Below are 12,538 nucleotides of genomic sequence, written 5' to 3'. Positions count from 1 at the left end.
CATAAACTATAATAATTTCAGTGTGTTAGGCGGATTTTTGGTGTGATACTCTCTTGCGGAGGAATTACACGGAAGCGCATAAACGTTCGGTTGCCAGGACCAGGCGGGTAATGTCGTCCGGTTCAGATAATCGATGATCCCCGTTCTTGACCAAGGACACTGTGACATCCTCGCTTTCCAAAGATTCCTGTATCTGTAACGCTGTTTTCCACGGCACGCTGTCATCTTTCATGCCTTGAAGCAGATGGACAGGACAGGTCACATCAATTTGTCCATTCATCACGAAATTGCGGGGGCCATCATCTATCAGTTTTTTGGTGATGATATACGGTTCCTCCGAATATTCTGACGGTTGCTCCCAAAAGCCCTTCGACAGAATGTCGGATTTACCCTCCTCCGGCATGTCGTCCCACATGCGCGTCGTGAAATCCGGTGCTGCAGCGATACCAATAAACCCGGCAATGCGTTCTGGACGAAGCAGCGCCACGCGCAAGCCGATCCAACCGCCCATGGATGAACCAACGATGATTTGAGGTCCTGCGGTACATTCATCTAGAATTGCGAGGGCGTCATCTGTCCAGCGACTTATGGTACCATCTGTGAAATGACCCGTTGATTGGCCATGTCCCAGATAATCAAATCGGGTATAACCTCTGCCAATGCCCGTCATGGCGTTTTCCAGGGCGACGGCTTTTGTCCCCTCCATATCAGACATAAAGCCAGAGCAAAACAGGACGCCGGGCGTTTCTCCGGCCCTATGATGAAAAGCGAGGGATTGACCATCCGGCCTGGAGAGCATACTTGGTGTGTTTGAGTTCGTCATTATGAGTTATAGAAGCCATTTATGAATAAGATTGATACCCAGCATAGCATTCCCTCCGCCGATGATGAAAGTCATGTTCGGACCGTCCTGCAGATTCTTCCGAGCCTGAACGGCGGCGGTGTGGAGCGCGGTACCATTGAAATAGCGGCGGCACTGAAAAACGAAGGATGGATCCCCATCGTTGTTTCAAGTGGCGGTATCATGGAACATGAACTGACGAGAATGGGCGTCCGGCATATCACCTTGCCCGTCGCTTCAAAGAATCCGTTGGTCATGCGGCGAAATGTGGCGCGTTTGCGAGAGGTCATCAAAGAGCACAAAGTTGATATTGTGCACGCCCGGAGCCGCGCACCTGCCTGGAGCGCCTTAAAAGCCGCGAAAAAAGAAAACTGTCATTTCGTGACCACTTTTCATGCAGCCTATACCCGCGGTGGATTCCTTAAAAACTACTATAATTCGGTAATGGCGAAAGGCGAAAAAGTCATCGCGATCTCGGATTTTCTGGCCCTTCATATCCAGGAGAATTATGAGGTTGCCGAGAATCAGGTCGTGACCATTCCGCGGGGCGTTGATTGCCGCAAGTTTAACCCGGCTGCCATTAGTGCGGAGCGCATTATTAAAATGGCGGGTGACTGGCAGTTACCGGACGGCGTTCCAGTTATTATGCTGCCCGGCCGCTTGACCCGTTTGAAAGGGCATACTGCCTTTATTGAAGCGCTGGCAAAGTTAGAGGACGACAATTTTCTGGCGTTGATGGTTGGTAGCACGGAAGGCCGAGAAGCCTATTGTGAAGAGCTCAGGACATTGATCAGGTCCAAAAATCTGGAAGGCAAGGTTCAGATTAAAGGACACTGCAACGATATGGCGGTCGCCCTCATGTTATCCGATGTCGTCGTCTCTGCGACAACGGTGCCGGAAGGTTTCGGGCGCGTTGCTGTGGAGGCGCAAGCCATGGGACGACCCGTTGTGGCGACGGCGCATGGCGGATCCATGGAAACCATTCTGGATGGCGAGACAGGCTGGTTGATCCCTGTAAATGATTCTGATGCCATCGCAGCCGCGTTGAACGCAGCCATAAGCATGACGTCGGAGCAACGAGAGGCCGTGGCAGCATTATCGCGCCAGCATGTCATGGACAAATTCGATATTGAGACCATGTGCTCTTCAACATTGAAGGTTTATACGGATCTTCTTTCCAACTAATTTGTTGGTACAAGGCAGATATTGGGCAAACTAAATACGCTCAAAAGGCAGTTAGCGATGCTCTTTACTTGACATGCCATGCCAGATTTCTACAGTCCCCCTCGTAAAGCTAAGATTCAGGGCAGGGTGTTGCTCGGAACCAGATACAGAATTGGCGGTAAAAAGTGAACAACGGTAAACTCAACATATCCCTTCCTGATGGAAGTATTCGATCATTTGAGGGGCCTATTTCAGGTGAAGAATTAGCGCTTGATATTGGCCCGGGATTGGCCAAAGCAGCCTTGGCATTGCGGATTAACGGTGAAGTCAAAGATCTCAAGACAACGTTGGACACGGATACAACCGTCGAAATTATAACCATTCGCGAAGAAGGCGATGACGTTCTTGAACTGTTGCGTCATGACGCGGCCCATGTGCTTGCTGAGGCGGCAAAGGAATTATATCCGGAAACGCAAGTGACCATTGGGCCTTCAATCGAGAATGGGTTTTATTACGACTTTGCCCGGGATGAACCATTTACTCCGACCGATCTTGAAAAAATCGAAAAGCGCATGCATGAAATCGTCGATCGCGACGAACAGATTGTCCGCGAAGAGTGGGATCGGGATACTGCCGTTGAATTTTTTAAAGGCATCGGCGAAGACTACAAAGCTGAAATTATTGCCAGTATTCCAGCGGATCAGCCCATTGGAATTTATCGGCAAGGTGAATTTCAGGATTTGTGCCGTGGCCCGCATTTACCGTCCACCAAAAAACTCGGCCATGCTTTTAAACTGATGAAGCTGGCCGGAGCCTATTGGCGTGGAGATTCCAACAATGAGATGCTTCAGAGGGTTTACGGGACTGCGTGGCGAAATGAAAAGGAACTGAAAGCCTATTTGCACCGTTTGGAAGAAGCGGAACGCCGCGACCATCGCAAGCTGGGTAAGGAAATGGATTTATTCCACCTTCAGGAAGAGGCCGTTGGCATGGTCTTTTGGCACGAAAAGGGCTGGACTTTATACCGTACACTGGAAAACTATATTCGCCATAAGCTGGAAGAGGCTGAGTATAAGGAAGTCAAAACGCCGCAGCTCGTTGATCGCAAGTTATGGGAAGCTTCCGGGCATTGGGAAAAATTCCGCGATGCCATGTACACCACGGAATCGGAAGACAAGACTTTTGCCTTGAAGCCGATGAACTGCCCATGCCATGTGCAAATTTTCAATCAGGGGATCACCAGCTATCGTGATCTTCCGCTGCGCATGGCGGAATTCGGATCCTGTCATCGCTATGAGCCGTCTGGCGCATTGCACGGTATTATGCGGGTGCGTGGATTTACCCAAGACGATGCCCATATTTTCTGTACCGAAGATCAGATTACCTCTGAAACTGAAGTCTTTTGCGCGTTGCTGTTGGATATCTACAAGGATTTCGGCTTCACCGACGTGAAAGTCAAATTTTCCGACCGCCCTGAAGTGCGGGCGGGGGAAGACGAGATTTGGGACAAGTCTGAAGGCTCTTTGCGCGACGCAATCGATGCAACCGGTCTCAGCTATTCCATGAACCCGGGGGAAGGTGCGTTCTACGGACCGAAACTGGAGTTTGTTTTGACCGATGCGATTGGCCGCGATTGGCAATGCGGGACTTTGCAAGTTGACTTCGTTTTACCGGAACGCCTTGGCGCGACTTATATCGGAGAAGATGGCGCAAAGCATCGACCGGTTATGTTGCATCGGGCGATCTTTGGATCCATGGAGCGTTTTATCGGTATTTTGATCGAAGAATATGCCGGGCGATTCCCGCTTTGGCTGTCGCCGGTTCAAGTCGTTGTCGCGACCATCACAGATGAAGCGGATAGTTATGCCGAGGAAGTGCTTGCGGCGCTGAAGGCGAAAGGCTTGCGGGCGACCCTTGATCTTCGAAATGAAAAGATCAATTACAAGGTCCGAGAACATAGCCTCGCCAAAGTCCCAGCCATGTTTGTCGCCGGTAAACGAGAAGCGGAAGAGAAAACAATTTCTGTCCGCCGTCTTGGCGAAAAACATCAAAAAGTACTGGATCTGGACGACGCAATTGCACAGCTTGTCGAAGAGGCAAAAGTGCCTGGAAGCTAATTTCGGGATCAAAAAAAAGAAGCGGTAGAAATAAAACGTTAAAATATATAGAATATATCAGTATTCCGCCTTATACGGACGGTACGGATACAAATAATGATTAAAGGAGAAAGTACATAGCTCGCCCACAAAGAAATACGGTTCCGACAAAAGACGGGCCACGCACGAATGAAGACATCCAGGCTTCAAGTGTTCGATTGATAAATGATGAAGGTGATAACATTGGATTGGTGATCATTGAGGCAGCCATGGGGCTGGCCGATGAAGCGGGACTTGATCTTGTGGAGGTTTCTCCGGGAGAATCACCGGTTTGTAAACTCATGGATCACGGCCGTGCGCGCTTTGAAGCGCAGAAAAAAGCATCGAAAGCTCGAAAGAAGCAGAAAACATTCGAGATCAAAGAAATTAAGATGCGGCCGAATATTGATCAGCACGATTATGATGTCAAAATGCGCTCCGTGAATAAGTTCTTGGGAACGGGCGACAAGGTGAAAGTAACCATGCGATTCCGCGGGCGTGAAATGGCCCATCAGGAGTTGGGCATGAATTTGCTTCACAAAGTACGTGACGAGACGGAAGAGGTCGCAAAAGTCGAGCAGCATCCAAAAATGGAAGGCCGGCAAATGACCATGGTGATTGCACCGATAAAATAAAGAACCGGATTCTTTAAAACCTGCGATTTCTTGAGGAATACGCAGGTTTTTTCGTGGTTATTCACTAGGGGGCTCACCATATACAGGACGTGAGTTTTTGAATTTTTTCTCCCGGGCGGACATGATCGCAATAGACCCGGTGATATTAACGAAAAAAAGCGGTTAGAGGGCTTGTGTTTGGGCCTTCACGCGGTTATAACCCTCGCTTCGTCGAGCATTCCGGCCATTTGGTGCTGCCGAGTTTGCTCTTTCGCTTCAACTTGTGATTTATAGGAAGCCCTAAAATGCCCAAGCTAAAAACTAAGAGCGGCGTGAAAAAGCGTTTCTCTCTTACCGCCTCCGGTAAGGTGCGCGCAAACCAGGCTGGTAAACAGCATGGAATGATTAAGCGGACCAACAAACAGATTCGGAATCTTCGGGGAACAACAGTTCTATCTGATCAGGATGCCCGGATCGTCAAAAAGTTTTTACCGTACGGTTAAGGAGAGAATACCATGGCACGTGTCAAACGGGGCGTCACTACGCATGCCCGTCATAGAAAAGTTATCAAGGCAGCCAAAGGTTATTATGGCCGCCGTAAAAATACCTTCCGCGTTGCAATTCAGGCCGTCGAGAAAGCCGGCCAATATGCATATCGCGATCGGCGCAACAAGAAGCGGAGCTTCCGTGCGCTGTGGATCCAACGTATTAATGCAGCTTCACGTGAGCTTGGCATGACTTACGGAAACTTTATGCACGGCCTCAAGCTGGCTGGCATTGAAGTAGACCGTAAAGTTCTTGCTGATATCGCCGTACGTGAGCCTGAGGCCTTCAAGGCATTGGTAGACGCTGCAGATCAAGCATCTAACAAAGCCTGATACACCGGGCCCTCGAAAACCTAGACTTTTTCGTAGACCACTTTATTAAAAGGGGGCCCTTCTAGTGGCCCCCTTTTTATTTGCGAGTAGTTATGCAGGATATTGAAAAGCTTGAATCAGAGTTGCTGGATCAAATCGGCAAGATAACGGAAATGGATGCGCTGGAAGCGCTGCGGATCTCTGCCCTTGGTAAAAAGGGAAGTGTCAGTCTGATGATGCGCGGCCTCGGCCAAATGGACCCCTCCGAACGTCAAACAGTTGCGCCGAAGTTAAATAAGCTGAAGTCGACCATCGGCGACGCCATTGACGGTGCAAAATCATCCCTTCATGCGGCTGAACTGACGAAGAAACTGGCGGCTGAAAGTATCGACGTGACCTTGCCGGTTCGTCCAGAAACAGTTGGACGTATTCATCCGATCAGTCAGGTCATGGATGAAATCACGGAAATATTCGCTGATATGGGATTTGATATTGCCGAAGGCCCGGATATTGAAGACGATTTTCACAATTTCACAGCGCTGAATATTCCACCAGAACATCCTGCGCGGCAAATGCATGATACCTTCTATTTGCCGGAAAAGGCGGATGGCTCGCGTCAACTTCTGCGAACCCATACGTCGACTGTTCAGATCAGGACCATGCAATCGAAGGAGCCGCCGCATCGTATTGTCGTGCCCGGACGGACTTTTCGCTGTGACTCCGATCAGACCCATACGCCAATGTTTCATCAGATCGAAGGATTGGTTATCGATAAGACCAGCCATATGGGGCATTTGAAAGGCGTTCTTGCTGAATTCTGCAAAGCCTTTTTCGAACTCGACGAAATTACCATGCGGTTTCGCCCGTCCTATTTCCCGTTCACGGAACCTTCCGCGGAAATGGACATCAAGTGCACCTTTGCGGGTGACCATGTGAAAGTCGGCGAAGGCGACGACTGGCTGGAAATTTTGGGCTGCGGTATGGTCAACCCACGGGTTCTGGCCCATTGCGGACTGGATCCGGATGAGTATCAAGGCTTTGCCTGGGGCATGGGCATTGACCGGATTGCCATGTTGAAATACGGCATTCCGGATTTACGCGCCTTTTTTGATGCGGATCTGCGCTGGCTGAAACATTACGGATTTGTACCTCTGGACGTCCCCACACTTGGTGGAGGGTTGTCTCGATGAAATTCACGATATCCTGGCTGAAAGAACATCTCGACTACACAGCGTCCCTCGACGAACTGTCTGAAAAACTGACAGCGCTGGGACTAGAGGTTGAAGAGATTACGGATCGCGCGAAAGAGCTGGAAGCCTTTCGGGTCGTTCACGTCGTCGAAGCCGTTCAGCATCCGGATGCGGACCGCTTGCGCGTGTGTAAAGTCGATACCGGTTCACAGATTGTTCAAGTCGTGTGCGGTGCCCCCAACGCCCGTACGGGCATGAAAGGGGTGTTCGCGCCGTCCGGTGTCTACGTGCCGGGTACGGACTTGTTGCTGAAACCTTCTAAAATTCGCGGCGTGGAAAGTAATGGCATGCTCGTGTCCGAACGGGAAATGGGAATTTCCGACGAACATGACGGTATCATCGAGATGCCGGAAGATACGGAAATCGGTGCTTCCTTTGCGGTTCTCACCGGATTGGATGATCCGGTCGTCGAAATTGCCATCACGCCAAATCATCAGGATGCGTTGGGGGTTTACGGCATTGCCCGTGATTTAGCCGCCAGCGGCTTTGGTCAGCTGAAGGCATTGGATGTGAACGCGGTGCCGGGCCAGTTTGAAAGCCCGATCCCTGTCCGCCTCAATTTTGGCCCTGCCGATCAGGATCCGTTACCTTGTTCCAAATTCGCGGGTCGTTATATCCGCGGTGTCAAAAACGGGCCCTCTCCAAAATGGCTACAGGATAAATTACTGGCGATCGGATTGCGCCCCATTTCGGCGCTTGTCGATATGACCAACTATGTCACCTATGATCTGGGCCGGCCGCTGCATGTTTTTGATGCCGATAAGGTCGATGGCGGCATTCAGGTACGTCTGGGTGAGCCTGTAGAAAAACTACTGGCTCTGGATGGCGAAGAATACGACATAGATGCCGATACCTGCGTGATTGCAGATGACAGTCGTGCTGTTGGCTTGGGCGGCATCATGGGCGGTGAGGAAACCGGTTGCACGGAAGAGACAACCAATGTCTTTATCGAAGCGGCCCTCTTTGATCCCATTCGCATCGCCACGAGCGGCCGCAAGCTGGGGATAGAATCAGATGCGCGCTATCGTTTTGAACGGGGTGTGGATCCGGCATTCGTTGAAAACGCCATGGAAATTGCCACACGGCTTGTGATGGATTTGTGTGGCGGTGAGCCCTCCAATGTTGTCGTTGCCGGGACCGGCCCGGACTGGCAGAAGGATGTGAGTTTACGCAAAAGCCGAGTGCAGGACTTGGGCGGTGTTGATGTCCCGGTCACCGAAATGATGGAAATTCTCGAGAAGCTCGGGTTTTCACCAAAGGAAAATGACGACCTCATTCAAGTATCCGTCCCGTCCTGGCGTATGGATGTGGACGGGGAAGCCGATCTTGTGGAAGAAATTTTGCGCGTCCATGGCTATGACAATATCCCGACGGCCGCTTTGCCAAGGGTCAATGCTGTGGCCAAGCCATCTGTGGATTTGCCGCAGCGGCGGGTCAGAATGGCAAAACGCGGATTGGCCGTTCGCGGCATGATGGAAGCAGTTACCTGGTCGTTCCTGCCGCGGGCCCATGCAGACCTGTTTGGCGGCGTCCCTGATGAGATCGTTCTGGTTAATCCGATCAGTGCGGATCTGGACGCCATGCGCCCGTCGTTATTGCCGAACTTGATTGCGGCTGCTGGGCGTAACCATGCCCGTGGCTTCGCCGATGTCTCCCTGTTCGAAGTTGGATCTGAGTATCATTCGGATCAACCAGACGGCCAAAAAATGGTTGCAGGTGGTATTCGATCCGGTCAAACCTCTGAGCGACACTGGGCCGGCAACGGCAAGAATTTTGACGCTTATGATGCGAAAGCCGATGCGCTTGCGGTTCTGGAAGCCGTTGGCGGACCGGCCGCTAACGCTCAAGTCGTCACGGGCGCGCCGGACTGGTATCATCCCGGTCGTTCCGGCGTTCTTCAGCTGGGCCCAAAAAACCGGCTCGCAGCCTTTGGTGAAATCCATCCTGCTGTTCTGGAGGCAATGAAGGTCAAAGGGCCGCTTGTCGGATTTGAGGTCTATCTTGATAATGTGCCGATGCCACGCGGAAAAAACGCGACGGCGCGTCCGCCCTTATCGGTTTCTGATTTCCAATCTGTCGAAAGAGATTTTGCCTTTGAAATGGATGCCGATGTTTCTGCTGATAAAATTATCCGGGCGGCGCAGGGCAGCGACAAAAAATTGATTACCGGCGTTTCCATCTTTGATGTGTATCAAGGGGAGCATGTGGCCGAAGGCAAAAAATCCGTGGCACTGTCAGTCCGGCTGCAACCGACGGAGAAAACGCTGACGGAAGAGGAAATTGACGCCGTCGCCGCGAAAGTGATCGCCAATGTCGAAAAAGCCAGTGGCGGTCATCTGCGGCACTAGAGTTAAAGGGCCAATTAATGGAGGGGAGCTTTGGAGCTCCCCTTGTTCTGTTTGTGGAGACTAAAAATGAAGAATAATATTCCAGACGGATTTAAAGTCTTCGAAGGGAATGTCGGGTTTGTCGGATTGACAGGCACCCTGATGATCAAGCCCGTGGAAATGGATGCCTATCTGGGACTTCGGATCGAAGACAAGCATTGTAATATAGCCAATATTTGTCACGGTGGCATGTTGATGACATTTGCCGATATGCAATTGGGCGTTGGCGGTCAGGCAATTACCGGTATCCGAAAATTTCTGCCGACTATTCAGATGTCGTGCGATTTTGTCTCCCCAGTACCCAACGGCACCTGGCTTGAAGGCCGGACACAGGTGATAAAACAGACACGAACCCTGCTTTTCGCCACGTGCATTTTAACGGCAGATGACAAGACCGTTTTTAGCTCTTCTGGCATTATGAAAATCCCATCTGACCAGGGAACATATGGCGACATATCGTTGCCCGGGCAAGATTAGGAACACGCCTGTTGTAATTACCCAGAAACCTGTTACTTGGATAAGCGTCAGAGATTAGAAAATAGGCAGATGACTGAATTAAGTAAAATTCGTAATTTTTCGATCATTGCTCATATTGATCACGGAAAATCGACGCTTGCGGACCGCCTTATCCAAATGTGCGGAGGGCTGGATGCGCGTGAGATGCAGCAACAAGTGCTCGACAGCATGGATATCGAGCGCGAACGCGGTATTACCATCAAGGCGCAGACGGTACGCCTTTTGTATAAAGCGAGAGATGGCGACACTTATACGCTGAACCTGATCGATACACCGGGCCATGTTGATTTTGCCTACGAGGTCAACCGGTCTCTCGCGGCTTGTGAAGGATCGTTGCTGGTCGTTGATGCCAGTCAGGGCGTTGAAGCGCAAACCCTTGCCAATGTCTATCAGGCCATCGAAGTTAACCACGAAATACTGCCAGTCTTGAACAAAGTTGATTTACCCGCTGCGGACGTGGATCGCGTCGTCGAGCAGATTGAAGAAGTTATCGGTATTGACGCCAGCAATGCCTTACCCGTGTCAGCTAAAACCGGCGTTGGGGTCGATGAAGTTCTGGAAGCCGTAATCAAGTATATTCCGCCGCCAAAAGGCGATAAAAAGGCACCGCTTCAAGCTTTGCTGATTGATAGTTGGTATGATGCCTATCTTGGCGTCGTCGTGTTGTTCCGGGTCCGGGCCGGGTCCATCAAGAAAGGCCAGAAGGTCCGGATGATGGAAACGGGCGCCAGTTATCTGGTCGATCGGGTTGGTGTATTTACGCCGAAAGGCCTTATGGTTGACGAGCTGGGCCCGGGTGAAATTGGCTTTATGACCGCGGCCATCAAACAAGTGGCCGATACCAAAGTCGGTGATACGATCACGGACGACCGTAAACCGGCCCTGGAGCCGCTCCCCGGGTTTAAGCCAAACCAACCCGTGGTGTTTTGCGGATTGTTTCCCGTTGATGCCGCCGATTTTTCGGAATTGAAATCCAGCCTTGGTAGATTGCGGTTGAATGATGCCAGCTTTTCTTTTGAAGCGGAAACCTCTGCCGCCCTTGGCTTCGGCTTTCGTTGCGGATTTTTGGGGTTGCTGCATCTGGAAATTATCCAGGAACGGCTGGAGCGGGAATTCGATCTTGATTTGATTACCACGGCGCCGTCCGTTGTTTATCGTCTATATATGCGCAATGGCGACATGGTTGAAATGCATAACCCGGCGGATATGCCCGATGTCATGCAAATTGATCACATCGAAGAGCCCTGGATCAAGGCGACTATTCTGGTGCCAGATGAGTATCTGGGACAGGTGCTGAAGCTCTGCGAAGACAAGCGCGGTGTGCAGACGGATCTGACCTATGCGGGCAACCGGGCGATGGTCGTCTACAAACTTCCGCTCAATGAGGTGGTGTTTGACTTTTACGATCGCCTGAAATCAGTGACCCGGGGATATGCCAGTTTCGATTATGAACTGGATAGCTATATCGAAAGTGATCTTGTGAAACTGTCCATTCTGGTCAATTCAGAGCCCGTGGACGCGTTGGCGATGATTGCCCATCGGGATCAGGCGGAAGGGCGCGGACGGCAGCTCTGTGAGCGTCTGAAAGACCTGATACCGCGTCAGTTGTTCAAGATTGCCTTGCAGGCGGCGATCGGCGGAAAAGTCGTGGCGCGGGAAACCATCAGCGCCCTTCGTAAAGATGTCACCGCGAAATGTTATGGCGGCGATCTTACCCGGAAAAAGAAGCTGTTGGAAAAGCAGAAAAAAGGCAAGAAGCGGATGCGGTCTGTGGGGAACGTGGATATTCCGCAAGAGGCATTTCTGGCGGCCCTCAAAATGGGAGACGACTAGACTGATCGGTGTCTAGCGGTCTCTCTTGCGGTTCTTTCTTTTTCGAAACAGGAGTATCAGGACCACTCCGGGGACGAAAAAATCAAACCACGCGGGCCATAGTAAAAACGTGAGGATGACCGGGTCCCAAAGACTTGGGAACAGATAGCGCTGAACAATGGCCTGCGCCAGGTTCAGCGCTTCGGGAAACAGGTTGTACCAAAGCTCTCCCAGCAAGATAAATTGCAGCTCACCTGTGCTCAGATATTGCAGAAGGTCATGCCCTAGCACCATAAATGCGAGGGCGATGAGCACCCATCCAACGAGACGACCAATAATCACGTTTCAAATCTTTCTGTTATTCAATGGCGGCATGGTATCGCTAAATGCGCCGGAACTCAAAGCCCGTTTGAAGTTATTTTTTCATAAAACTGGGCCATCCGTCATTAATTCCCGCAATCGGCTTTTGACCTCTTGCATTCTCTGGCTTCTGAAGTATATTCCCCGCTCGTCTGCGGTTTCACGCGGACGTCTGCGGAGGGGTGGCCGAGTGGCTGAAGGCGCACGCTTGGAAAGCGTGTATACGGGTAACCGTATCGAGGGTTCGAATCCCTCTCCCTCCGCCACTATACCCTTTTTCCCAGTTTTAGAAAACGCGTTTAAGTAATGAAAACCCCTAATTTATGGGGATTTTGAGCTTTTTACATTCATCTCGATTTTTCTCGCATTGTCTGATACTCTTTCATTGTGTGGTATGAAAGGTGGTATTTTTCAAATGGCGATCTTGAATGGAAAGCTCACGAAGAAGTTGGTCGATAATTTGGGCGCAGGACGGCATGGAGACGGCAACGGGCTTTATCTTGTTGTTGATCCTTCGGGCGCCCGGCGCTGGATAGTGCGTGTGACGGTAAAAGGTCAGAGAAACCGTAAAGGTGCTCCTTTGAGAACTGACTTTGGTTTGG

Annotated in this window: 12 protein-coding genes and 1 tRNA gene; 11 read left to right on the top strand and 2 right to left on the bottom strand. The window is 50.9% G+C overall.

The window, feature by feature from the left end; translation table 11 throughout:
• Nucleotides 1–64: 64 nt before the first annotated feature.
• Nucleotides 65–823: an alpha/beta fold hydrolase gene (locus V7723_RS16315; RefSeq protein ID WP_335685553.1), complete on the bottom strand. Its 759-nt coding sequence runs from the start codon at nt 821–823 to the stop codon at nt 65–67.
• A 21-nt stretch (nt 824–844) separates the two neighbouring features.
• On the opposite strand from V7723_RS16315, the gene V7723_RS16310 reads away from it, so the two are divergent.
• The 9 genes from V7723_RS16310 to lepA all read left to right on the top strand — a co-directional run bounded on the left by V7723_RS16310 (nt 845) and on the right by lepA (nt 11,597).
• Nucleotides 845–2,026: a glycosyltransferase family 4 protein gene (locus V7723_RS16310; protein WP_335685552.1), complete on the top strand. Its 1,182-nt coding sequence runs from the start codon at nt 845–847 to the stop codon at nt 2,024–2,026.
• Nucleotides 2,027–2,190: 164 nt separating this feature from the next.
• A complete protein-coding gene (gene thrS, locus V7723_RS16305) occupies nt 2,191–4,122 on the top strand; it encodes a threonine--tRNA ligase (protein ID WP_335685551.1) in 1,932 nt (643 codons plus the stop codon).
• Nucleotides 4,123–4,238: 116 nt separating this feature from the next.
• Nucleotides 4,239–4,775: a translation initiation factor IF-3 gene (gene infC, locus V7723_RS16300; protein WP_335685586.1), complete on the top strand. Its 537-nt coding sequence runs from the start codon at nt 4,239–4,241 to the stop codon at nt 4,773–4,775.
• A 284-nt stretch (nt 4,776–5,059) separates the two neighbouring features.
• Nucleotides 5,060–5,257, top strand: coding sequence for a 50S ribosomal protein L35 (gene rpmI / locus V7723_RS16295; protein WP_335685550.1), 198 nt, complete (start codon nt 5,060–5,062; stop codon nt 5,255–5,257).
• Nucleotides 5,258–5,269: 12 nt separating this feature from the next.
• Nucleotides 5,270–5,632 carry a 50S ribosomal protein L20 gene (rplT, locus tag V7723_RS16290; RefSeq protein WP_335685549.1) on the top strand — a complete coding sequence of 121 codons (363 nt, stop codon included), beginning with the start codon at nt 5,270–5,272 and terminating at the stop codon, nt 5,630–5,632.
• Between the two features lie 92 nt (nt 5,633–5,724).
• Entirely contained in the window at nt 5,725–6,801 is a 1,077-nt protein-coding gene (pheS, locus tag V7723_RS16285; RefSeq protein WP_335685548.1) for a phenylalanine--tRNA ligase subunit alpha, read from the top strand.
• Nucleotides 6,798–9,209 carry a phenylalanine--tRNA ligase subunit beta gene (gene pheT / locus V7723_RS16280; RefSeq protein WP_335685547.1) on the top strand — a complete coding sequence of 804 codons (2,412 nt, stop codon included), beginning with the start codon at nt 6,798–6,800 and terminating at the stop codon, nt 9,207–9,209. The genes pheS and pheT overlap by 4 nt, the downstream gene beginning before the upstream one ends.
• Before the next feature lie 66 nt (nt 9,210–9,275).
• Nucleotides 9,276–9,725, top strand: coding sequence for a PaaI family thioesterase (locus tag V7723_RS16275; protein ID WP_335685546.1), 450 nt, complete (start codon nt 9,276–9,278; stop codon nt 9,723–9,725).
• Nucleotides 9,726–9,794: 69 nt separating this feature from the next.
• Nucleotides 9,795–11,597, top strand: a complete 1,803-nt coding sequence (gene lepA, locus V7723_RS16270; RefSeq protein WP_335685545.1) for a translation elongation factor 4 — start codon at nt 9,795–9,797, stop codon at nt 11,595–11,597.
• Nucleotides 11,598–11,609: 12 nt separating this feature from the next.
• Here lepA and V7723_RS16265 read toward each other — a convergent pair whose 3' ends face one another.
• A complete protein-coding gene (locus V7723_RS16265) occupies nt 11,610–11,918 on the bottom strand; it encodes a hypothetical protein (protein ID WP_335685544.1) in 309 nt (102 codons plus the stop codon).
• Between the two features lie 194 nt (nt 11,919–12,112).
• Between V7723_RS16265 and V7723_RS16260 the strand changes: the two genes are divergently transcribed.
• Both V7723_RS16260 and V7723_RS16255 read left to right on the top strand, forming a co-directional pair.
• A tRNA-Ser gene (locus V7723_RS16260) sits at nt 12,113–12,202 on the top strand.
• Nucleotides 12,203–12,351: 149 nt separating this feature from the next.
• Nucleotides 12,352–12,538, top strand: a 187-nt coding sequence (locus tag V7723_RS16255; protein WP_335685543.1) for an Arm DNA-binding domain-containing protein, incomplete at its 3' end; no start/stop codon positions are given.

The sequence above is a fragment of the Sneathiella sp. genome (assembly GCF_036960985.1).
Lineage (GTDB): Bacteria > Pseudomonadota > Alphaproteobacteria > Sneathiellales > Sneathiellaceae > Sneathiella.
Note: the sequence above shows the minus strand (reverse complement) of the source record. Positions and strands in the feature narration are given on the sequence as shown.